The organism is Fulvivirga marina (assembly GCF_016775155.1).
Classification (GTDB): Bacteria; Bacteroidota; Bacteroidia; order Cytophagales; family Cyclobacteriaceae; genus Fulvivirga; species Fulvivirga marina.
The window spans coordinates 103,521-126,107 of record NZ_JAEUGD010000018.1 but is presented as its reverse complement, the minus strand read 5'-3'; the positions used below and the strand labels follow the sequence as shown (position 1 = coordinate 126,107).

Below are 22,587 nucleotides of genomic sequence, written 5' to 3'. Positions count from 1 at the left end.
TGCAAACTTGTTTTATATCTGGCCGTTTGCTAGTTATAAAAGGGAAATAACTATTTTAAGTCTATGTTAATTATTTAGTTATTGTAAATTATAGTTCTTCTCAGGTTGTTGATCAAATTTTACACCAAAAAAATAACCACTTATAAAAAAGGTAAAACTTAATAATAGAATTTACGCTTTACTTAACAGCTTGTTACAAAATATACTATGTCCGATATACTAGTCGTAGAAAACCTAAAAAAATCTTTTACTACAGGAGATAAAACACTCACTGTGCTTGATGATGTTTCATTCAGCGTGCCTGAGGGTGCCAGCATTTCAATAGTAGGCCCGTCCGGAAGTGGAAAGACTACCTTGCTGGGGCTTTGTGCAGGACTGGATGTGTCCACCGGAGGGTCTGTTTCATTGGTGGGAATTAAGCTTAATGCGCTTAGCGAGGATGATAGAGCATATGTCAGAAATCAGTATGTAGGATTTATATTTCAGAACTTTCAACTACTACCTACACTTACTGCCCTTGAAAATGTAACGGTCCCCTTGGAGTTGAGGGGAGAAAAGCAATACAAGAAAAAAGCTCTTGATCTGTTGGACAGGGTAGGGTTATCTGATAGGGCTTATCATTATCCTTCACAGCTATCAGGGGGTGAGCAACAGCGTGTAGCTATGGCCCGTGCCTTTATTAGCTCTCCAAAAATACTTTTTGCGGATGAGCCTACAGGTAATCTTGATGAAGAAACTGCGAACCGTGTTACAGAACTACTCTTTGATATTAACCGATCGGAGGGAACAACACTCGTGCTGGTTACGCATAACCTTGATTTGGCCGCTCATACAGAGCGGATACTGCAACTTAAGGGAGGTAAGTTGATCTCAGATCAAAAATCCATGAGGGCGGTTTAATGGAGTATATTATTAAGATAAAAAAGGAGAAAAGAAACCTGTTTAAAGATAAATGGGTTTGGAAAATGGCTTATCGTGATGCAAGGAAAAACTTTTCCCGATTATTTCTCTTCATATCATCTATCATTATTGGTATTGCGGCTTTAGTTTCTATTAACTCATTTAATATCAACCTACAGCGCAGTATAAATGAGCAGGCCAAGGATTTACTTGGAGCCGATCTTGTAGTTAATGCCAATACCCGATTTGAGGAAGACCTTCAGACTATCTTTGATTCTATACCGGGGCAGCAGGCTACTGAAGCTACTACTGCATCTATGGCTATGTTTATGACTAGTACACCAGGTACGCGACTGATTCGCATAGTAGCCCTGGAGGGTGATTTTCCATTTTATGGTGATTTGGTAACTTCTCCGGAAGGTGCTTATGAGGTAATGAAGACAGGGCCTTATGCTATGGTTGATGAAAATCTGGCGAGTCATTATGATGTGAGTAGTGAGGATTCAATACGTTTAGGCAACATGGTTTTCAAAGTTGCTGGTGAGGTAAGTAAAATTCCTGGTGGCGGTGGAATACAGGCAACCTTTACTCCCTCAGTCTATATATCAATGGACTACCTCGATAGCACAGGTCTTGTACAGTTTGGAAGCAGGGTAAGTTATAAGCAGTACTTTAAAATTGATAGTGAAGAAGCGGTTGAAACTGCTGTCAGTCAGGTTAAGCCACTGGTGAAGAAATACGGTCACTCCTCAGAGACTGTTGAGGACAGAAAGAATAACCTTGGGGAAGGGTTTGAGAACCTTTACCGTTTTTTTAATTTACTTGCCTTTGTTGCATTGATCTTGGGATGTATCGGCGTAGCCAGCTCTGTTCATATTTATGTAAGAGAAAAACGGGAGATGGTGGCTGTTATGAGGTGCATTGGTACTTCCGGTTGGCAGGCATTTAATATCTTTTTTGTTCAAACCGTAATCCTAGGCATTATTGGAAGTATACTTGGTGTGTTGCTGGGGCTGGGGATTCAGTTTGCATTACCACCTTTATTAAAAGAGTTTATTCCTCTTGATCTGGACTTGCAAATTGCCTGGAGTGCAGTGCTGGAAGCCATTATTTTGGGATTGATGATCTCTCTTTTGTTTTCAGTATTGCCATTGGTCGCTGTTCGTTTCGTGCCTCCACTTTCTGTTTTAAGGACTAATTATGAACCCTTAAGAACATTTTCAAAAGTCAGAGTCTTAGTTATTGTGCTCATCATATTGTTTCCTCTGGCTTTTGCTACGTACCAGAGTGGTAGCTTCATGGTTGGAGGGGCTTTCTTCGGGGCGCTTTTGCTGGCGTTTGGATGCCTTGCATTGGTTGCGAATCTTTTGATGAAGGCAGTAAAGAAATTTTTTCCACGGAACTGGAGTTTTATATGGCGTCAAAGTCTGGCCAATTTATTTAGACCAAACAATCAGACACTGGTACTTGTGGTAGTTATTGGGCTGGGCGCTTTTCTGATAGCAACATTAAATATTGTGCAGAACAGCTTGCTTAATCAGGTTGAATTTGTGGGGAGGGAAAATCAGTCAAATACTATACTCTTTGATATTCAACCACAGCAAAAGGAGGGAGTGATCCGGCTCACTCGCGATAATGACCTGCCGGTACAACAAGTAGTTCCTATTATTACCTGCCGACTCAGCCAGGTGGCGGGTAAAACGATCTCAGAGATACAAAACGATACAACGGATGCCATTCCTAACTGGGCGATCACCAGAGAGTATAGGGTAACTTATAGAGATACCCTGACAGCATCAGAGACTATGCAACAAGGAGCTGTACAGCATATTTCCAATGACTCCATTTATGTTACGATATCTTCTGGTATGCAGGAAAACCTAGAGGTAGATGTTGGTGACTCAATAATTTTTGATATCCAGGGTGTACCTGTAACTACGTATATCGGTGGAGTAAGAGATGTTGAGTGGCCCAAGGATCCCCCCAACTTTATCTTTGTTTTTCCAACAGGAGTGTTGGAAGAGGCTCCGCAAATATTCGTACTTACCACCAGGATTGATGAAAAAGTGGAAGCTAATAGCTACCAGAGAGAGCTGGTTTCACTTTTTCCAAACGTTTCGCTGATTGACCTGCGGTTGGTACTGGCCACTATTGATGAGTTTTTTGATAAGGTATCGTTCATTATCCAGTTCATGGCACTGTTTAGTATTATAACAGGGCTTGTCGTACTTGCAGGTGCTGTGATCAATAGTAAATACCTGAGGTTAAAAGAAAATGTGCTATTGCGAACTATTGGAGCTGTGAAGAAACAGATATGGGGGATGACAATCCTTGAATATGGATATCTCGGTTTTTTTGCAGCATTTACCGGTATTAGCTTGTCAGTAATTAGTGGCTGGGCATTGTCAATTTACTTCTTTGAAGTAGTTTTTCTACCGGACATCATGAGCCTTTTATTGATATGGGGTGGTGTTATGGTGCTTACAATTTTAGTAGGTTGGTTTAATACAAGGGATGTAATTAGCCGTTCTCCATTGGAAGTACTCAGAAAAGAGGGATAGAATCATTATCTTTAAAATCAATGTGATTAAACCGATTGTTTGAAAAGGTTGATGCTTCTTAGTTATAATCAATAGAATGAAACTATTCCGATTACTGTTAATATGTAGTGTCGTGGCTTTGTTTTGTGTGGAAGCCCATGCTTCATCAGGTGACCCTGCTTTAAAGTATATTGAAAATAAAGGTCAATGGACAAAAGGTGTGCTTTTTGGTGCGGATATCCCGGGAGGTAACATATACATTGGCAAGTCAGGATTTACCTATGTTTTTTACGATACCGAGGCACTGCACAGAAGGCACGAAGGGCATGAAAAGCAGGAAGGGTATTTGCCTTCAGGTCAGTTGTCTGAACAAAATGCAGATGAACATACACTGGGCGTCCATATTTTTAATGCACAGTTCATCGGGGCGCAAACTACAGGAGTCAGGTCAGAGAATGAGGAGAGGACGTCATACAACTATTTCTATGGTAATGATCCAGATACATGGGTAAGCAAAGCCCGGGCATTTGGCAAGGTTTATTTGGAGCAGCTTTACGAAGGTATTGATCTGGTGACCTATTCTACAGGAAACCATATGAAATATGATGTTCTGGTGAGAGAAAGTGGAAATACGGATGATATAAAAATTGAATATACGGGAGTGGATGATATTTCCCTAAAGGATGGAAGTCTATATTTAAAAACCTCGGTTAATCAGATTCAGGAGTATCAGCCGTATGCCTATCAGGTAATAAATGGTCAGCAGCGGCAGGTAGATTGTGAGTATGTGTTGGTTGACAATGTTCTGAGTTATAACTTTCCATCAGGCTATGATTCATGCCATGATCTGGTCATTGACCCTATTCTTATATTTTCTACGTATTCAGGTTCCCCAGCTGATAATTGGGGTAATACGGCGACTTTTGGAGAGAACGGCAAGTTATACTCGGGAGGTATTACTAACCACTTTCGCAATGGAGCTTATCTGGGAGAGTTTCCCGCTACCCCGGGTGCCTATCAGACTTCTTGGGCGGGTGTCTGGGATATTGCTATTTTAAAGTATGATTCAGGGGGCACACAACTTGAGTATGCCACTTATTTGGGCGGTAGTAACTCAGAAGTGCCTGTTAGTCTGATTATGAATAAAGATGGGGAGCTGGTTATTTTTGGTATTACAAATTCTACCGATTTTCCTATCTCGTCCGATGCATATCAAAAAGCGTTTGGAGGAGGTAGTTTTATCAATACCATTTTAGGGGTGTCTTTTAATAATGGATCAGATATGTTTATAGCAAAACTAAGTAAGGATGGAAGCTCATTGACAGGGAGTACTTACTTTGGAGGCGCTGGTAACGATGGTTTGAATGTAACGGGAGGTGAATTAACCCGAAATTATGGAGATCAGCAAAGAGGCGAAGTGTTTATTGATGATAATGATGATATTTATATAACAGGAAGTACAGGCTCTACGAACTTGTTTTTGGATATGGGTGTCCCCTCTTTTGAACGCAACTATGGTGGTGGAGTTACAGATGCAGTGATTGCCAAGCTTAGTAGCGATTTGTCGTCCTTATTGTGGGGGGGGTATCTGGGAGGTGGCGCTGATGATGCAGGGTTTGCCATCAAGGTGGATAAAGAAAAAAATGTGTATGCTGCAGGAGGTACAGAAAGTGCCGATTTTCCGGCCGCTGTGGATGGCTTTGATGGTACCTATAATGGTGCTGTTGATGGTTGGGTAGGACTTATTGCGAATACAGGCGATTCGATTGTTACCACCGCTTTTCTTGGTACCACGGATTATGATCAGGCTTATTTTTTAGATCTGGATGCAGATGAAGATGTATATATTCTTGGGCAGACAAGGGGTAGCTATCCCGTTACCTCAGGGGTATACAATAATTCCGGAGCTGGTCAGTTTATCCATAAATTGAGCAAAGATCTTAGTGAGACCATCTTTTCTACCACCTTTGGCTCTGCCGGTCGTGGAGAGCCCAATATATCACCTACAGCTTTTTTAGTGAATGATTGTAATAACCTCTATGTGGCCGGATGGGGAAATAATTCTGGGAATTTTTCAGGAGGAAGATATATGAATTTGTCTACTGTAGGGCTACCAACAACTCCAGATGCTATAAGAAGCAGTACAAACGGCCAGGATTTTTATCTGATGGTACTGGATTCTGATGCCACATCTTTGCTTTATGCCACATTTTTTGGAGGGTCAGAAGCCGCTATTCATGTGGATGGGGGCACGAGTCGATTTGATAAAAGAGGCATAGTGTACCACTCTGTATGTGCCAGCTGCTTCGGAGGTTCTTCATTTCCTACAACCGATGATGCTTGGTCTCAGGTCAACGGAGCAAATGGTGGTTGTAATAATGCGGCATTTAAATTTGATCTGGCATCGCTACGAGCCAGAATTCAAACCAATTCGGTTGCCTTTGATCAACCAGGTTTGGAACATGTTTGCATGCCTGATGATATTGTATTTCAGAATTTAAGCATTGGGGGTAAAACATTTGAATGGACTTTTGGTGATGGTACCGGCACTACACGGATAGATACAACCTACATAACGCATAACTATAAGGCCCCCGGTAAATATAAAGTTGTACTTCGTGCAATAGATGATGATACTTGCATAGGTGAAGATATAGCCACCACGGTTGTGACTGTCTCTCAGCCTTCGTTTACCGCGAGTGATGATGCACAATTGTGCTACGGCGATGAACTGAGGTTGACGGCTTCGGGCGGTACAAATTATCAATGGATAAGTGCTGACAGTACATTTCTGTCCAATGAAAGAACTCCAGTGGTTTCCCCTGAGAAAAATACTATCTATTATGTTTCAATGACTGATTCGAATGGGTGCAATGGGCGTGATACTGTGTTTGTTGAGGTGATTCCTCAGGTTGTGATCGACTTTGAATATGAGAAGCTGCATGATTGTTTTTCAAGACCGCCGGTAAGGTTTACCAATAAAAGCGGAGAGGGCGACTCTTTTCACTGGCTGCTAGGAGATGGTAATACTTCTGAAGAAGATGAGTTTATATACCTGTATGATAATGACGGGACATATAATGTGACTCTTGTGGGCGCAAGAGAGTTTTGCGTATATGAGAAAAGTGCGAGCATTACCGTGAGAACGGTTAAGGTGCCTAATGTGATTACTCCGGGCGTAAAGGAACATAATGATACCTTTATTATTGAATCAGGCACCCAGGTACATTTAAAGATACTCAATCGCTGGGGTAAGCTTTTGTATGAGGATGAAGACTATAATAATACTTGGGATGGAGAAGGACATCCATCAGGAGTATATTATTATGAGGCAGAGGTCGCAGAAGAGACTATCTGTAAAGGTTGGGTACATCTGATCAAATAGCTTATCGGCTTTGTTTGATCAAAAGATCAACCATAAAATAATTAGGGTACAAAGGAATATGATAACAGCAATGAGGTCTTTGTGTATTTTCATGGTTTCGATTTTCTTGCCAGGCTTTCCATACCATTAATTGTTTTCCTGGGGATGTTGAAATAAAGTGTAAAGATAAGCACAATAGACATCAACCATATCACACCAATGTTGAAATACAAAGTATCAAAGGAATTGCCCAGAATATGTTTTTTGGGTACATAAAACTGTGACCTGTAGTCAAATATGTGTTTAGGCTCGGGGTCGTTGTAGATGGGGAATATCTTTTGAACCAGTTCACCATGAGCCTCCAGTATTCTGTGAGGTTCATTTTGATTTTTAACGATTTCAGCTATTGTTTCATTGCGATAACGCTCTTTCAGCTTTTCAAAAGCCTCTCGTTCCTCAGGGGTTTCTGTCATACCTATAATCAGCTTCTCTTTTGCCTGGTCTGCTTTGTTATATCTGGCTACATAAAATGAGCGTAGCTTTTCCAAAAACTCATAAGTTTTTGCATAGGCTGTTGAGTCAAACTTCTCAGGAGTGAGTAAGTCGATGTGCTCAAATTTATCATTACCAACCAACTGAAGCTCCTTTTTTATTTCTGATCTTAAAAGCTGCAGATTTTTAGCGATATTTTCTTGTACCCTCGGGGAGGGTTCTCTGAAGTTATTAAGACTATATTCCAGTTTGGTTTCCAATGAAGGAATGTAGTATATTTTTTTATAGTCCGATGCTGCCATTACCTTTTCATAGGGGTAAAACATTTCCTCATACTCATTATCCTTAAACTGAGAAACCATTGCAGCTTCAAAAGCCCAGCGCGAAGCCATTAGGTCACCAACCAATGGCACTTCTCCTGTACTGCTCAAGTCAGGGTTTAGCTTGTCAAAACGAACTACTACGCCACTTAAAACCAATTGAGGAATAAGAAGAATAGGGATCATGATGTATATCGTAACTGCCGAGTTGAATGCCGAAGAAATGTTCAACCCCATGATATTGGCCAGGCAAGAAGTTGAAAATAAAATGGCCCAGTGAATGATAAACATATTGTCTATTTGGAGGATTGTATTTCCGATAACAACAAAAGTAAACGTCTGTATAGCCGATAGAGTAAACAGAATCGCTATTTTTGACGAAATATAACTTCCTCGGCTGAGGTGAAGAAAAGCTTCTCGTTTCAGTATTTTTTGATCCCTTATGATTTCTTCCGCGCTCACCGTTAGGCCCATAAAAAGGGCAACGATCACACTCATAAACAGGTATGCCGGTATGTTGGGGTTTTTGCTGAAAAGGTAAATCGGGTCTTCTGAGTGGTAAGTGTTGTAATACCTTACAATATAGGCCAGTATGAGAGCCAAAAGAGGAGCTTCCAGCAGGTTGATGATCAGGTATTGCTTATTACTTAGTTTTGAGAGCAGGTCACGTGTAGTAAAAAGTTTCAACTGCTTTAACCGGTCCGGGATATTGAGAGTCGATTCTGGTGCGGTTGTTACCTGCTCTACTTTTGGGATAGAAGTTTTTTCCAGGAAGTACTGGTTCCATTGCTCGGGAAGTACTTTTCTTTCATTGGTGAAATTACCATACTCATTGATGACCTTGGTCTCAATGATATTGAAGATCTGTTCCGGATTTACGTTGCCGCACTCATGACATTCACCCTGGTCACTGTTGATCAGGTTGATGATCTCTTTAAAATAAACTACAGCTTCAATAGGGTTGCCGTAGTAGATTTGATAACCACCCGTGTCCAGAATAATCAACTTGTTAAACATTTTAAAGATATCGGATGATGGCTGATGAATAACTACAAATATCAGCTTCCCTTTTAATGACAGTTCTTTGAGCAAATCCATAATGTTCTCCGAATCTCTGGAGGATAGCCCGGAAGTAGGCTCATCAACAAATAGGATGGAAGGCTCTCGAAGTAATTCCAGGCCAATATTCAGACGCTTTCTCTGGCCGCCACTGATAGTCTTTTCCAGGGGAGAACCTACTTTCAGATCTTTGGTTTCGTATAAACCAAGGTTGTTAAGCGTTTTAATGACCAGCTCGTTGATCTCCTCATGTTTGAGCTGATCGAAGCATAGCCTGGCGGCATAATAGAGGTTTTCGTAAACGGTCAGTTCCTCTATCAGTAGGTCATCTTGCGGTACAAAGCCTATAACACCCTTGATCATGCTTTCTTGCCTATGGATATCAATATTATTGATCAGTACGTGTCCTTCTGTTGGCCTGTCACTTCCGTTGAGTACATGCAGTAAAGTAGATTTTCCTGCGCCACTGGCACCCATGAGCCCGATGAGCTTACCGGATTCTTCTGCAATGTTTATGTTTCTTAGACCTAATTTGCCATTTTTAAAACGATAAGAAATGTTGCGTGCTTCGAAAGTGATAGGCTTTTCGTTCTCATTTTTGATGAACTGGCTGATGATATCACCATAGTAAACAGGTGGTGTTTTTTCTGCTCTGATCGTTGAGCCAATCGCCAGCACACCTTTACTGCCAGATTTTAGCGGCACTCCGTTTAAGTACAAGTCTGTAGTGCCTTGGTATTTAATGAAATAAGTATCTGCTTTAGACAAATGAAGTATAGCTATAAAGCCGTTAAGTCCTTCACGCCTTAGGTGTTTAAAAGTAGGGTTGTCGTACTTTTTAGCGTCAATGATCAGAATATTTGGAGCGTCAAACTCCTCATACGATTTGCCTACAACAAATTGTTTAATGAGGTCAATTTCTTCCGACGAAACATTAAATGCTGAGCCTATGGATCTGAGTAACTCTTCTTCGCGATTTGAAATGTGGCCATCTGCCAGTATAATGCCCATTAACTCCAGAATGATTACTACCTTTTGTTTTTGAGTGAGTTCCTTGTTGATCTTTGAGCATATACCTTCTATCCGGCGTTGCTCTTCTTCAATATCAATGGTGTCATCAATAATAATGGAATCACTGTATGCGTCAAATTCCTGCAGAAATTGAGGGACTGCATTCTTATTTAGATGCTCAACTAAAAAAGCTTCAATTTGATCCCTTTCCTGATCAGTAACTTCATCTTCTTTTGCAACAATTGCAAATAACTGAATAATGGCTTTAAGTAGAGGTTCACTCATGAGTGATGGTTAAGCTGTAGTAATGGACAATTTACTAATTTAGTGTTTTGAAGGAATAAAAAAAGGGATTGAATCAAATTCAACCCCCTTTAAGTGATCTGAGAATTTTTGTTACTCAACAATAGTGCTTCTGATAGCAGCTACCTTTGAAGTGATTTTTTCTAAAGTTTCATCTGAAAGAACAAGGTCAGCACGTTGGTTTTGAATTTGCTCTTCAATATTTAGAGAATCATAATCTTTTTGTAACTCACGAAGGTCTTTGATCAGATTGTCAACCGGAGCAGTGTTTTCAACTGTCCCTAACATCCCTACCAGGTCATTCAGAGATTTTTCCTGCTCAAGTACTACCCTTATGAGCGGAGTTAAAACAAGGTTTCTGCTGTCTTCAGGCAGAATATCCTTAGGGTATGTTTTGATTAAAGCTGTTGAGATATAAAGCCCTTCAACGAAACTTCCTGTGATGATCAAAGCAGCCAGTTTATTGCGGTCGTCATCTTTAAGGTAAGATTCTGTTTTGTTGATGGTTTCATTTAATAAGAATGATAATGAATCTTTTCTAGACAGGTTCTCTTCAAATCTTTTGATTAATTCAGTGTCAAATGCACCGGTAACACCCAGATTGTCAGCTAGTTTTTTTGCTGAACTCATGTACGTAAGCGCTTCCTGAACTTTATCATATGAAACCAGATAACCAATGTCCGCAGCGTAAGTCCCAAGGTTTAGTGCAGCCTTATCATTTCTTGAAGCATATTGGTCAGCCTTGCTGTTATCGTTAATCAATGATTGATTAAATTCAGCACCGGTTGCTTCCAAAAGGAATGGGATTTCTGAAGGAGAAGGTATTTCGTATATTACCTCCTGGATTTGCTCTTTCAGATCTGTTTCAGCCTGCTCAAACTCTTCTGAGGAATCAGTTTTTTCCTCGGTTGTTTTTGAACCGCAGGCAAACATGCCGAAAAGTAGAAGGAATGATAAACTGAATGATCCTATAGATTTATAATTCATAGTTTTCATGGTTAAATTATGATTCTTCAATTTTAAGATATTTTTTTTGCGAATAAAACATAAAGATTCATTTTTTGATGACTGTTTAACGTAGAAATTATTGATAATGAAGGCTTGAGGTAGCACTATAACAGAATGTTTTTGGTATAATTTTAATAATATTTTAAATAGTTTTATTAATGAATGAAAAATATATGCATAGGGCATTGTTTTCACGCCGGTGAATAGCTATTATAGCTATTGATTTTTTAAGCTAATGAGTTCTGCGGGTCAGATGAATAGAGAGTGTGCTGAAGTTGTCATGCTAATAGATGACAATGAAATAGATTTGTTTATTAACCAAAAGGTAATAGAGTTCTGTCATTTTACCAAAAGGCTCCTGACCTACAGTTCGGGTAGAGAAGCTTTAGAGTATCTGCTTTCTGCTCCAGTGGTTGATATTCCCGATATCATATTTCTGGACCTCAACATGCCTGTCGTAGATGGTTTCAGGTTCCTTTACGAATTTTCCAAATTCCCAGATCACGTACGCAACAAAGTGTCCATTGTAGTACTTACCAGTTCTGATAATATGAGGGACAAGGAAAAGATCGAAGTTAACCCTGATGTCATTAAATTTCTATCCAAGCCTCTCAATGATCAGAAATTGGAGCAGATTCGAGTTTTGAAGGAAAATCAGCCCAGTAACTGAGTCAGGTCTACTGCTTTACCAGTTCCATTTTTAATATAATATCTACTTTTTCACCTACTATCAATCCGCCATTATCCAGGACGTCATCCCACTTTAGTCCAAACTCAAAACGATCGATTGTACCGGTAGCTGTAAACCCAGCTTTCTTTTTATTATTGATGGAAACAATACCGCCAAATTCAGCTTCCAAAGTCACCGGCTTAGTAACATTTCTTATGGTGAGGTTTCCTTCAATTAGGAAATTGTTATCAGAAACTTTTTTAAAACTGGTACTTTCAAATTTGATTTCAGGGTATTTCTCAGCATTAAAGAAATCGTCTTCCTTCAGGTGTTTATCCCTTTCCATATTGTTGGTGGTAATACTGGCAACCTCAATGGTGGCATTCACTTTGGCACCTTCGAAGTCACTTTTCTTGGAGGTCAAAGTTCCGGCATAAGAAGTGAAGAAGCCAGTTACGGAAGATACAGCGAGGTGTGAAACATCAAATTGAACTGACGAGTGCGTAGGATCAATAACCCAGGTGCTCTGAGCTAAACTTATTGAACTTATAAAGCTGATAATCAATATTATATATATATTCTTCATATGGGGCGTGTTTTTAAGGGTTCTGATAGCTCTTATAATATAGTGAAATTTTGTGAAAGTACCTATAGACAAAAGTGGTGCCGTATCAGAGGTTCTATATGGGTATTTTAAGACTTTATTTCACCTCTTCACTTCATCCATTTTTTATCAGATTTGATCGAATGAATACTATCTAATCTTTATTTGAGCTTTGAATTAGATAAACATGTTATAATAGTATCATAATAGGGTCAGATAGTAAAAACTTTCAATTGACCGTTGTACTAATTTGGCTCCTGAAAAAGAACTTAAAATTTTACCGTATGAATTTTCAATGGCAAGGGGTATTTCCCGCAGTGACTACTAAATTTACCAAAGACGATGAACTGGATTGGCAGTGGTTTGAAAAGAACATTGAGGCCCAACTCGATGCGGGTGTTGATGGTATTATTTTGGGAGGTACTCTTGGAGAGGCCAGTTCTCTGAGTGATGATGAAAAATATGAACTGGTCAGACGCACGGTGTCCTTAGTTGGCGACAAGGTGCCCGTGATTTTGAATATAGCTGAGCAAAGCACGGCATCTGCTATAAAGGCGGTGGCAAAAGCCAAAGAGAGCGGAGCCAGCGGACTGATGATATTGCCGCCGATGAGGTATAAAGCTACAGATCAGGAAACCGTGGAATACTTCAGAGCGGTGGCACCATCCACGGATTTGCCTATTATGATTTACAACAATCCGGTTGACTATAAAATAGAAGTCACGATGGATATGTTTGAGCAGCTAGCTGAAATCCCTAACATTCAGGCGGTAAAGGAGTCGACCAGAGATATTAGCAATGTCACAAGAATGATTAACAGGTTCGGTGACAGGTTTAAGATCTTGTCAGGCGTAGATACACTTGCTTTGGAAAGTCTGTTTATGGGTGCTGATGGATGGGTGGCAGGCCTTGTTTGTGCCTTCCCGCGAGAGACAGTGGCCATATACCGTCTGCAAAAGTCTGGATATCATGCCGAAGCGCTGAAAATCTATAGATGGTTCCTTCCTTTGCTAGAACTTGATATTAATCCGCAACTGGTACAAAATATAAAGCTGGCCGAAACTATGGTAGGATTAGGTACGGAAGAGGTAAGGCTTCCACGCATGCCTTTGAATGGAGCAGAGCGGGAGAGGGTAGTGAAGATTATCGAGGAGGGGCTGAGTGTAAGGCCAGAGCTACCTGAATATTTGAATATTGAAAATGTAATGAACACGATTTAAACAAGAAGCATGGTAGTACAAGGAAAGAACATTATCGGATTCAGTTTATCAGCCGCATCAGAGGAGTTTGTTAACTCTTACGATCCCAGGGAAGCAAGAACCCTGGAGAAATTTTATATGGCCACCAAAGAGGAGATAGAAGAAACTCTTCAAAAAGCAGCTAAAGCTTTCGAAGTGTACAAGCAATTCCCAGGGAGTAAAAAGGCTGATTTTCTTGAGGCCATAGCTGATGAAATATTGGTGCTTGATGATGAGCTTGTTCAAATGGCCGTGAAAGAAAGTGGTTTGCCTGAAGCCAGAATTATCGGGGAGAGAGGCAGAACGGTTGGGCAATTGATGTTATTTGCTCAGCTGCTTCGCGAGGGCTCCTGGGTTGATGCGATCATTGAGACCGCTCAGCTGGCAAGAGAGCCCTTGCCTAAACCTGATATCAGGAAAATGCTGGTGCCCGTTGGGCCTGTAGTGGTCTTTGCAGCAAGTAACTTTCCATTGGCCTTTTCTACTGCCGGTGGAGATACTGCATCTGCTCTGGCAGCAGGTAATCCTGTAATTATTAAAGCGCATATGTCGCACCTGGGCACCAATGAGCTCGTGGCAAGAGCTATTGCTAAGGCTGCTCAAAATACAGGGATGCCTGATGGAGTCTTTTCAAGCTTAAATGGTAGAGGTTCTTCTTTGGGCCAGCAACTGGTGATGCATCCCGTTGTCAAATCAGTTGGTTTTACAGGTTCCTTCACCGGCGGAATGGCATTGTACAAAGCTGCGGCCCAAAGAGAAGATCCCATCCCAGTTTTTGCAGAAATGGGTAGTGTAAACCCTGTGATACTGCTCCCCGGAAAATTAAAAGCATCAGCAGCGGAAACCGCTAAACAATATGCAGGCTCCATTACCTTAGGTGTAGGACAGTTTTGTACTAATCCAGGGCTGTTATTGGCTATTGAAGGAGAAGAGTTAAAATCTTTTCTGGAAACATTAGCTTCCGAAATTCAGGAGGTAACACCGGCAACCATGCTAAATGAAGGTATTTGGAAAAGCTATCAAAGTGGAAAAGTAAAAGTATTGGAACAAATTGGTGTGACCTTGCTGGGAGCTGGAGCTGAGCAGGAGGGAAATCACTTGGGTTCTGCGGCTGTCGCTCAGGTTTCCGGCGAAGACTTCCTTGACAATCCAAATTTACATGAAGAGGTATTCGGACCGTTTTCATTGGTAGTGAAGTGTACTGACAAAGAACAATTACTTAAAGTTATTCGCACCATAAAGGGACAGCTTACATCGACTATTATGGCAGAGCCAGGTGAACTGGAAGATTATCAAGACATTGTAAGAGCTGCCTCTGACGTTGCCGGAAGGTTGTTGTTTAACGGAGTGCCTACAGGTGTTGAAGTATGCCATGCCATGCAGCATGGAGGGCCTTTCCCATCTTCAACGGACAGTAGGTTTACTTCAGTAGGTACGGATGCTATTAAGCGTTTTGTTCGTCCACTTGCCTTACAGGGATTTCCTGAGGAGATGTTGCCAGATGAGGTAAAGAATAGCAACCCGTTGGGTATCTGGAGAAAAGTGAATGGAGAGTTAACGAGGGACGCTATAAATGGCTAAGAAGACATTCTTTTGTGTAGATGCCCATACCTGTGGAAATCCGGTTAGGGTAGTAGCCGGTGGAGGACCTAACCTGGAGGGGGCTAACATGAGCGAAAAAAGACAGCACTTCCTCCGCGAGTATGACTGGATCCGTAAAAGCCTGATGTTCGAGCCCAGAGGCCATGATATGATGTCGGGAAGTATTTTATATCCACCGACAGACACAAATAATGATGTGGGGGTGTTATTTATTGAAACTTCCGGGTGTCTGCCAATGTGCGGGCATGGTACTATAGGTACGGTGACCATTGCGATTGAAGAAGGTTTAATAACCCCCAAAGTACCGGGACAGCTTTGTCTGGAAACCCCTGCTGGTTTGGTAAAGGTTAGCTATACCCAAGAAGGGGAAAAGGTTAAATCAGTAAAACTGACGAATGTAGCTTCTTTTTTGGAAGCGGAAGGGTTAGTGGCTATCTGTCCGGATTTGGGTGAACTGAAAGTTGATGTGTCTTACGGAGGAAACTTTTATGCGATTGTTGATCCTCAGGAGAATTTCAAAGGAGTTCAGGCGTATTCAGCTGAGCAGTTGATCCAGTGGAGCAGAAAGTTGCGGAAAAACATCAATAACAACTACAGCTTTGAGCACCCTGATAACCCGACTATTTCAGGCTTGAGTCATATTCTTTGGACCGGAGAAACTTTGTCTCCCGATTCTACAGCAAGAAATGCGGTTTTTTATGGTGATAAGGCTATTGACCGCTCACCTTGTGGCACGGGTACGTCTGCCAGGATGGCTCAATGGTATGCTAAAGGTCTGCTGAAAAAAGGACAACCTTTTATTCATGAAAGTATTATTGGCTCAAAATTCACCGGAAGAATTGAAAATGAAGTTGAGGTAGGAGGCAAAAAAGGTATTATCCCTAGCGTAGAAGGCTGGGCTATGGTATATGGTTATAATAACATCATGGTCGATGATGATGATCCGTATGCGGGAGGCTTTCAGGTAATTTAAGGTGTATTAATGATTATACGATGAAAAAGGTTGCCATTATTGGTGGAGGTGTAGTAGGGCTGAGCTCTGCATATTACCTGTCCGAATTAGGATATCAGGTTACGGTGGTTAGCGATGACGATCAAAACAAGGGGTGCTCATATGGGAATGCAGGTATGATCGTGCCAAGCCATTTTATTCCTTTGGCAGCTCCCGGTATGGTGATATTAGGGCTTAAATGGATGCTTAGGAACGATAGTCCTTTCCATATCAAGCCCCGTTTTAGTAAAGATCTCATATCGTGGGGTTGGAAGTTTTACAAAGCGGCAACGCCAGCTAATGTTCAAAGAGCTATGCATGTGCTCAAAGAGATGAATATGGAGAGCCGCAACCTTTATTTACAATTGGCTGAAGAAGAGTCCCTGGATTTCTCATTGCAGACCAAAGGTCTTTTTATGTTGTGCAAAACCAGTCATGCCCTTAAAGAAGAGCGCATGGTGGCGGAGCGGGCCAGGCAGTTGGGAATGAAAGCTGAGACCCTGACAGCAGCTGAGCTTATGAGCATGGATGAGGGAGTAGAGATGGATGTGGAGGGAGGAGTGTACTTTCCTATGGATGCATATATGGTGCCTGGCTTATTTATGTCAGGTATGAAGGTTCTTTTGGAAAAGCGAGGTGTCAGCTTTGTATCAGAAAGGGGAAAGGGCTTGGATATGCGTGGAGGCAGGGTGATCGCCCTTCAAACTTCAGGAGATTTGGTAAGAGCAGACGAATTTGTGATTGCAGCTGGTGCATGGTCATCAGAGTTGATAAAAGCATTGAAAGTCAACATTCCGCTTCAGGGAGGCAAGGGATACAGCGTAATGGTAGACCAACCTCCGGCATATCCGGGTATTTGTGCGCTATTATCAGAGGCGAGGGTGTCTGTCACGCCAATGAATAGCGCAATACGATTCGGCGGAACTATGGAACTCAATGGAACCGACAGGACAGTGAATGATAAACGGGTAGGAGGCATATACAAATCTATACCAGATTACTATCCCCAATTTAAAAATACTGATTTTCAAAAATCTGATGTCTGGGTAGGGCTTAGACCTTGCTCTCCGGATGGGCTTCCTTATATCGGTAAGTTTAAGCACTATGATAACCTGACCGCTGCAACAGGACACTCCATGATGGGTATGAGTCTTGGGCCTGTAACAGGGAAATTGGTGTCACAGATAGTTTCCGGTCAAAAAACAGATATAGAGATAGCGATACTCAACCCCGATCGCTATAACTGAGATAAGGTCAAAAAGAAATTAAAAAATCTGGGGTTAGGCTGGCTTTGGGCAAATGAGTTTAGGAACGAGAGGTATAAAAGTTAAAAAATGTGTTTAGGTTATTGATCGAATCCTGATAAGTTTGCCCCGGCCTCCTTTTTATTAATAACATTCCATAATCAGCCTAGGCTATTCCACTACCTTAAATGCTGGCCTTAGCTGATCGTCTTTATTGGTATTGTAGTCTTCCAACCGGTAGGTAACCCCGGATGGTTTGTGATATACAATGAGATCACTATCAGCCCAATAAGATTGAACATTGGTGGCGGTGGTAATTAACTCACCCTTCACATAGATATAATACCCATTGTCATTGGCACGCCACCAGGTTTGTTCTGAAGAATCCAGAATTATGGCTGACCTGATCTGGTCATCCTGCTTTTCTTTATAACCTTCGAGGAGGTAAGAAAGATTGTCTGAAGGGTCATAGATCAAAAGGTCGTTATCAATAAATACACTATTGGTTCGCTTTGCTATCTGTTCCCCATTGACGTAGAGCCAGTATAAGTTATCTTTTGATCGCCAGGTAGCATTACCCTTGCTTTTATATGAATTATTATCATTGGTAGATGAAGTTTTGGTAGTGATGGGTGTATTTAAACTTAAAATCTCAGCAGCCCTTAGTTGCTTATCTTGAAGATCATAGAAGCCGGTAAGACGATACCTGGAACCTGTTGGAGTATGAGTAACGACCAGGTTACGTTCTTCGGCTACACTTGATGTTTCCTGTGCAACTTGTTTTCCCTGCACGTATAACCAGTAAACATTGTCTTCGGACATCCAAAAAACTGATTCCTTTGAAGAAGATAACAGACGAGCCGACCTCCATTGGTTGTCTTGCAGGTGGCTATAGTTTTCTAGTAAGTAAGTCTTTTGTTTATCAGGATGATATACCAGCAGGTCGTTGCCGGCCATAGCATAAACGGTCTGTAGCTGTATTTCCTTGTTATTATCTTTTATATAAAACAGGTTATTTTCTGCCTTCCATTCTACTTTGCTTGTTGATTCCATTACAGTGGCCTCCCTCAATTGTCTGTCTTGAAGGTTAGCAAAGTTTTTGAGTAGATAAGTGTTGTCTCCATAGTAAACTTCCAGATCACTGCCTGACCATTTGTTAGTGACTTGCGAAGAAACATCCTTTCCTTTGACATACAGGTGAAATTTATTGTTGAACCCAGACCAGAAGACATCTTTTTGGTCACTGATGAGCATTGCTGAGCGCAGCTTGTCATCCTGTAGATTATAAAAATTCTTTAAAATGTAGCTGGACCCCGTTTTTTCATGGTATACCAGCAGATCGTTGTTCACGGCAGCTGAGGAGGTAGTACTGGCCACTTGTTCTCCCTTAATGAAGAATAGGTATTTATTGTCTTTTGATTTCCAGAAAATATTGTCTGCTTTGGAAACCACTTCAGCCGAGCGCAGCTTATTGTCTTGCAGTTGATAGTACTTTTCCAGCAGTAGCGTGGTGTTGGTCTGAGGGTGATAAACCAGTAGGTCATCGTCAGATTTGGAATGGACTATTTCTGTACTGATGCTTGTACCCTTATCGTAAACATAAAAGCTAAGGTCTTTAGATCTCCAGAAATACTGATCTTTTTCAGAAAGGATCTCGGCTGGACGGAAGACATTGTCGGTCAGATGTGTGTAACCAGGTAATAAATAGGATACACCAGTTTCAGGGTCATAGGCCAGTAGATCATCGCCAGCATAGGTATATTTGGTGCGAGAGGCAATCTGTACTTTATTGTCTAGCAGGTGCCATGTTTTTTCATCTGATTTCCAAATGGCACGTGAGTTTATAGAAGTAGGGGTAGTACTGGTTATATTACTGCTTTCTTTGGCTATAAGTGTCTTGTCGGGTTGCTGTTCCTTGCCGCCTGCTTGTGTTTTATTAAAATAAAAATCTCCAATCAGAGAGGTTGACTCCCAAGGAATTTGTCGTTGATCAGATTGATCAACAACATTCTTGCGCACGTTTTGAAATACTTGTAAAATGGTCAGGTCGGGGGTGGCCAGGTTTTTTAGTAAGGCTTCAGTATACAGTCCGTTACTTCCAGATCCATCAGAGGCTGTTTTCCCGGGAGCCGTTGCATAGGCAATGAGCGAACCGCTCGGGGCATTCATAAAAGCGAGTCCCTCTCCCTGGGCAGACCTGCTCCAGCTTCGTTTAAATGGGTTATTGCGACAAGCATCCAAAATGACAATGTTTACTTTGCTTTTGGCATACTCCATAAGTCCCAATACACGATCAGCACGCACGCAGTCATATTCTATTTGTTGTTCGTTCGTCAGGTTGGTTTCTACCGGTATGAGGTAGTTGTTTCCACTGGCCTGTATGCCATGTCCCGCAAAGTAGAATAGTCCCACTTCATAACTTTCCAGCTTTCGGCCAAATTCATCTATCACCTGCTTCATTTCTCGCTGGGTCAGATTTTCATACTGCATAACTTCGAAGCCTAAACTCGTTAGTGCTTTTTTCATGGAGCGGGCATCGTTGACAGGGTTTAGCAGTTTGTTGGCATTCTGATAGTCAGCATTGCCAATCACCAGTGCCAGTCGCTTTTTAGAGCCTGTTTGGGCTTGCGATTGGAACGAAATTACAGATAAAATGAAAAGAAATAATAGAACTATAGACCTCATGAAAATAGAATAAAATGAATATTCAAGTTAGCAAAAAAAAGAATTTTAATAAAAGAAGAATAACTGAAATATACACTACTGTTTTAGATAAGGCCTGTTTCTTTAAGAAGTGTTCCTACAGCTGATTATACTCATCTCTGAGTTTTCTGAGGCATGTAGCGCAAAGTCAGTTCCGGTATTTGCTGCGGACAAAGTTTCGCTCTTCCTGGTTCAGTTTGACTGAGGAACACTGACATTGTGTTATGGAATCTACTTTACACTCAAAAGCGGAGTTGCAGTGTGGACAATATTTGGTTTCATGGTATGGGTTAAGAAACTTCGACTTGCAGGGCACAAGGTACGAACTACGTGTGAAAAAGGAAAAGTAAGCTTTACTAAACCCTGTAGGGATAGCAAAGCTTTAGTATATAATGGTTATTCCTTAGGGTAGTCATAGCTAACCATCCACGGTATACCTAATTTGTCTTTAAACATACCAAAGTATGCCCCCAAGGGGCATCACCAATAGGCATTTCTATAGAACCACTTGCAGAGAGCTTATCATAGATATCTTTGGCCCCATCTGTACTTGTCAGTAGATACAGAAATGTAAAAGTTGTTGCCAGTGCTCAGTTTCTGTCCCATGGACTCCATGGCATCTGTAGCCATGAGTATATTTCCGTCCTTATGGGTAGCGCAATATGCATTACTTTATTTTTATTATATTATAATATTTTTTATTTATCAAATGAATTTGTGTCTAAATAGGGTTATTAAAATATGAACTATTTTATAAATACAGATTTATAAAAATTAAAGGCCTCTTCTGTAGTACCAGGGAAGTTTAAATAGGGATTGATTTTCATGGTGTTTCTTATTTTTTATAATATGGCTTGATTTTAACTGTATGAATACGGCAATGATAAGGGGAGAAAGCGGCACGTTTGTCGGGTTGATCAGACGTAATTGATTATTTGGTATTTGGTCATTATTGACTAATTTGAATTACTAAATTTTTAAACTGATCATGATCAGATATCTTCTCCTTTCTTTGCTCTTTACTATACTGATTTGCTGCAACCGGGAAGCTCAAAATACCGAATCAACCTCTGAAGACTTGCTTTCAGATACCGTCATAACTGACACAAGCCGGTTGGAGACGATTGAAGAACCAGTTGTCAAAACTGATTATGATCGTTTTAATGAAGCCTTGGTGTTGCTTGATGCCGAATTTGGTTATCAATCACAAGTGGTCAATGGGGATACTTTGTATGATCTTAATGATAGAGTAGCTCCAGGGTTAGCGCAATTATTTACCTCATGTGCTGACCAGGATCCGCGGTTGAACAAGATTGATTTTACATTGATCAAAGGAGTTAAAAAGACTTTGGTTAAAAGCAAGGAGACCATAGATCATATGTATCTAAAGGTAGATATTCTGGAGTGGGAATTTGAAAGTGATAGTGTAGCCGCAGCATTCACAACTTACCTAACCGATATTGCTATGGATGATAGAGAGTGTATTAATAAAGGAGGGATTCTATGGTGGCGGATAGAGAATAAAATGTACTTAATGACAACTCCGGCATTTCGTTTTTTCTTCGAATTTGATAAGATCAAATCAGTTTTGGACCAAAAGCTAAAACCTGTATAATCTTTTTTCAATCCATTGGCAATCTATTAATGCCTTGCATGTAATTTCACTCTACTCACTGGACAGAACTGCGTAATACTACAAAAAACGTTTGTAATGGTATGAAGTTCAAGACTTTAGTTGATGTGCCGTTTGAGATTGTAGCAAAGTGCTTTTTTAAGTCCTTTGAAAATTACTATGTCCAATTCACAAAAAATGCAAGACTCTTTGAGGAGCGCTGGAGAGTAGCCAAAGTCAGGTATGACTTTTCCGTAGGGGTATTTGAGGGAGAGGAGCTCATTGCTTTTATGCTTTTGGCCATAGATGAAAGAGATGGGGTTCTTTCTGCATTTAATGCAGCTACAGGTGTATTGCCTGCTTATAGGGGAAATAGCCTCGTTAAAAAGATGTTTGATTTTGCTCTGCCGGTTCTTAGAAGTAATAGGGTGAAGCATTGTTCACTTGAGGTTATTCAGGAAAATGAAAATGCCGTAAGAGCTTATGAAAAATGTGGTTTTAAGGTTGCCCGGAACTATCATTGTTTTGGAGGAAAGTTTCAGTGTGAGGGTAGTATAGGACAGGTGGAGGAAGCTTCAGTGGTTTCCATCCATAAAGATGAATTAGCGGATCAATCAATTTACTCCTGGGAGAACAGGATAGAATCTATTATTAATGGCCCCTTTCACTTCTTTACAGTAATGAATAATGATAAGAAAGAATCATTATTCATTATCAATAAATCTACAGGGTATCTGGCTCAATTTGATGTCCTTTTCGATAAGCCGGATGTATGGGGACGGTTAGGTGCTGCTATTCAATCTGTTTCAACTCAAATCAAAGTAAACAATGTTGTTGGAACTTTGGAAAGGAAGCTGGAATGGCTCAAAGCTTCAGGTTTGCAAAACACTATCAATCAATATCAAATGGAAAGATTGGTGTAATTA

At 40.9% G+C, this 22,587-nt stretch carries 15 protein-coding genes; 10 read left to right on the top strand and 5 right to left on the bottom strand.

The genetic code is table 11. The annotated features are described in order from the left end of the window. Positions 1 to 207 precede the first annotated feature (207 nt). The 3 genes from JMN32_RS05685 to JMN32_RS05675 all read left to right on the top strand — a co-directional run bounded on the left by JMN32_RS05685 (position 208) and on the right by JMN32_RS05675 (position 6,825). Positions 208 to 900 (top strand): ABC transporter ATP-binding protein, encoded by a 693-nt coding sequence (locus JMN32_RS05685; RefSeq protein WP_202855337.1) that lies wholly within the window; start codon positions 208 to 210, stop codon positions 898 to 900. Then, positions 900 to 3,461 carry an ABC transporter permease gene (locus tag JMN32_RS05680; RefSeq protein ID WP_202855336.1) on the top strand — a complete coding sequence of 854 codons (2,562 nt, stop codon included), beginning with the start codon at positions 900 to 902 and terminating at the stop codon, positions 3,459 to 3,461. The genes JMN32_RS05685 and JMN32_RS05680 overlap by 1 nt, the downstream gene beginning before the upstream one ends. A gap of 76 nt (positions 3,462 to 3,537) precedes the next feature. Next, positions 3,538 to 6,825, top strand: coding sequence for a DUF7948 domain-containing protein (locus JMN32_RS05675; RefSeq protein WP_202855335.1), 3,288 nt, complete (start codon positions 3,538 to 3,540; stop codon positions 6,823 to 6,825). Between the two features lie 89 nt (positions 6,826 to 6,914). On the opposite strand, the gene JMN32_RS05670 is transcribed toward JMN32_RS05675, so the two are convergent. Next, positions 6,915 to 9,971, bottom strand: a complete 3,057-nt coding sequence (locus tag JMN32_RS05670; RefSeq protein WP_202855334.1) for an ATP-binding cassette domain-containing protein — start codon at positions 9,969 to 9,971, stop codon at positions 6,915 to 6,917. A gap of 111 nt (positions 9,972 to 10,082) precedes the next feature. Next, positions 10,083 to 10,976 (bottom strand): hypothetical protein, encoded by an 894-nt coding sequence (locus JMN32_RS05665; protein ID WP_202855333.1) that lies wholly within the window; start codon positions 10,974 to 10,976, stop codon positions 10,083 to 10,085. Between the two features lie 256 nt (positions 10,977 to 11,232). Here JMN32_RS05665 and JMN32_RS05660 point away from each other — a divergent pair, with 256 nt between their 5' ends. Continuing rightward, positions 11,233 to 11,667: a response regulator gene (locus JMN32_RS05660; RefSeq protein WP_238354361.1), complete on the top strand. Its 435-nt coding sequence runs from the start codon at positions 11,233 to 11,235 to the stop codon at positions 11,665 to 11,667. 7 nt (positions 11,668 to 11,674) lie between these two features. On the opposite strand, the gene JMN32_RS05655 is transcribed toward JMN32_RS05660, so the two are convergent. Then, complete coding sequence (locus tag JMN32_RS05655) at positions 11,675 to 12,253, bottom strand: YceI family protein (protein WP_202855332.1); 579 nt, start codon at positions 12,251 to 12,253, stop codon at positions 11,675 to 11,677. Between the two features lie 302 nt (positions 12,254 to 12,555). On the opposite strand from JMN32_RS05655, the gene JMN32_RS05650 reads away from it, so the two are divergent. Genes JMN32_RS05650 through JMN32_RS05635 form a run of 4 tightly spaced genes read left to right on the top strand, consistent with a single transcriptional unit; the run spans position 12,556 to position 17,349 of the window. Next, complete coding sequence (locus JMN32_RS05650; RefSeq protein WP_202855331.1) at positions 12,556 to 13,491, top strand: dihydrodipicolinate synthase family protein; 936 nt, start codon at positions 12,556 to 12,558, stop codon at positions 13,489 to 13,491. A 9-nt stretch (positions 13,492 to 13,500) separates the two neighbouring features. Next, positions 13,501 to 15,090, top strand: coding sequence for an aldehyde dehydrogenase (NADP(+)) (locus JMN32_RS05645; protein ID WP_202855330.1), 1,590 nt, complete (start codon positions 13,501 to 13,503; stop codon positions 15,088 to 15,090). Continuing rightward, entirely contained in the window at positions 15,083 to 16,084 is a 1,002-nt protein-coding gene (locus tag JMN32_RS05640) for a 4-hydroxyproline epimerase (protein ID WP_202855329.1), read from the top strand. Before JMN32_RS05645 ends, JMN32_RS05640 begins: the two co-directional genes overlap by 8 nt. Before the next feature lie 20 nt (positions 16,085 to 16,104). Then, positions 16,105 to 17,349, top strand: coding sequence for an NAD(P)/FAD-dependent oxidoreductase (locus JMN32_RS05635; protein WP_202855328.1), 1,245 nt, complete (start codon positions 16,105 to 16,107; stop codon positions 17,347 to 17,349). Positions 17,350 to 17,517: 168 nt separating this feature from the next. Here JMN32_RS05635 and JMN32_RS05630 read toward each other — a convergent pair whose 3' ends face one another. Both JMN32_RS05630 and JMN32_RS27705 read right to left on the bottom strand, forming a co-directional pair. Beyond that, positions 17,518 to 20,031 carry a caspase family protein gene (locus tag JMN32_RS05630; protein WP_202855327.1) on the bottom strand — a complete coding sequence of 838 codons (2,514 nt, stop codon included), beginning with the start codon at positions 20,029 to 20,031 and terminating at the stop codon, positions 17,518 to 17,520. Between the two features lie 166 nt (positions 20,032 to 20,197). Beyond that, positions 20,198 to 20,365, bottom strand: coding sequence for a cysteine-rich CWC family protein (locus tag JMN32_RS27705; protein ID WP_202855326.1), 168 nt, complete (start codon positions 20,363 to 20,365; stop codon positions 20,198 to 20,200). Positions 20,366 to 21,037: 672 nt separating this feature from the next. Between JMN32_RS27705 and JMN32_RS05620 the strand changes: the two genes are divergently transcribed. Together JMN32_RS05620 and JMN32_RS05615 are read left to right on the top strand one after the other, a co-directional pair. Beyond that, positions 21,038 to 21,664, top strand: coding sequence for a hypothetical protein (locus JMN32_RS05620; RefSeq protein ID WP_202855325.1), 627 nt, complete (start codon positions 21,038 to 21,040; stop codon positions 21,662 to 21,664). A 101-nt stretch (positions 21,665 to 21,765) separates the two neighbouring features. Further along, a complete protein-coding gene (locus JMN32_RS05615) occupies positions 21,766 to 22,584 on the top strand; it encodes a GNAT family N-acetyltransferase (RefSeq protein WP_202855324.1) in 819 nt (272 codons plus the stop codon). Positions 22,585 to 22,587 lie beyond the last annotated feature (3 nt).

What these genes read in the sequence shown, in the direction of transcription:
- JMN32_RS05685 (WP_202855337.1), top strand. Translation starts at nt 208, where the DNA reads ATGTCCGATATACTAGTCGTAGAAAACCTAAAAAAATCTTTTACTACA.
- JMN32_RS05680 (WP_202855336.1), top strand. Translation starts at nt 900, where the DNA reads ATGGAGTATATTATTAAGATAAAAAAGGAGAAAAGAAACCTGTTTAAA.
- JMN32_RS05675 (WP_202855335.1), top strand. Translation starts at nt 3,538, where the DNA reads ATGAAACTATTCCGATTACTGTTAATATGTAGTGTCGTGGCTTTGTTT.
- JMN32_RS05670 (WP_202855334.1), bottom strand. Translation starts at nt 9,971, where the DNA reads ATGAGTGAACCTCTACTTAAAGCCATTATTCAGTTATTTGCAATTGTT.
- JMN32_RS05665 (WP_202855333.1), bottom strand. Translation starts at nt 10,976, where the DNA reads ATGAATTATAAATCTATAGGATCATTCAGTTTATCATTCCTTCTACTT.
- JMN32_RS05660 (WP_238354361.1), top strand. Translation starts at nt 11,233, where the DNA reads ATGAGTTCTGCGGGTCAGATGAATAGAGAGTGTGCTGAAGTTGTCATG.
- JMN32_RS05655 (WP_202855332.1), bottom strand. Translation starts at nt 12,253, where the DNA reads ATGAAGAATATATATATAATATTGATTATCAGCTTTATAAGTTCAATA.
- JMN32_RS05650 (WP_202855331.1), top strand. Translation starts at nt 12,556, where the DNA reads ATGAATTTTCAATGGCAAGGGGTATTTCCCGCAGTGACTACTAAATTT.
- JMN32_RS05645 (WP_202855330.1), top strand. Translation starts at nt 13,501, where the DNA reads ATGGTAGTACAAGGAAAGAACATTATCGGATTCAGTTTATCAGCCGCA.
- JMN32_RS05640 (WP_202855329.1), top strand. Translation starts at nt 15,083, where the DNA reads ATGGCTAAGAAGACATTCTTTTGTGTAGATGCCCATACCTGTGGAAAT.
- JMN32_RS05635 (WP_202855328.1), top strand. Translation starts at nt 16,105, where the DNA reads ATGAAAAAGGTTGCCATTATTGGTGGAGGTGTAGTAGGGCTGAGCTCT.
- JMN32_RS05630 (WP_202855327.1), bottom strand. Translation starts at nt 20,031, where the DNA reads ATGAGGTCTATAGTTCTATTATTTCTTTTCATTTTATCTGTAATTTCG.
- JMN32_RS05620 (WP_202855325.1), top strand. Translation starts at nt 21,038, where the DNA reads ATGATCAGATATCTTCTCCTTTCTTTGCTCTTTACTATACTGATTTGC.
- JMN32_RS05615 (WP_202855324.1), top strand. Translation starts at nt 21,766, where the DNA reads ATGAAGTTCAAGACTTTAGTTGATGTGCCGTTTGAGATTGTAGCAAAG.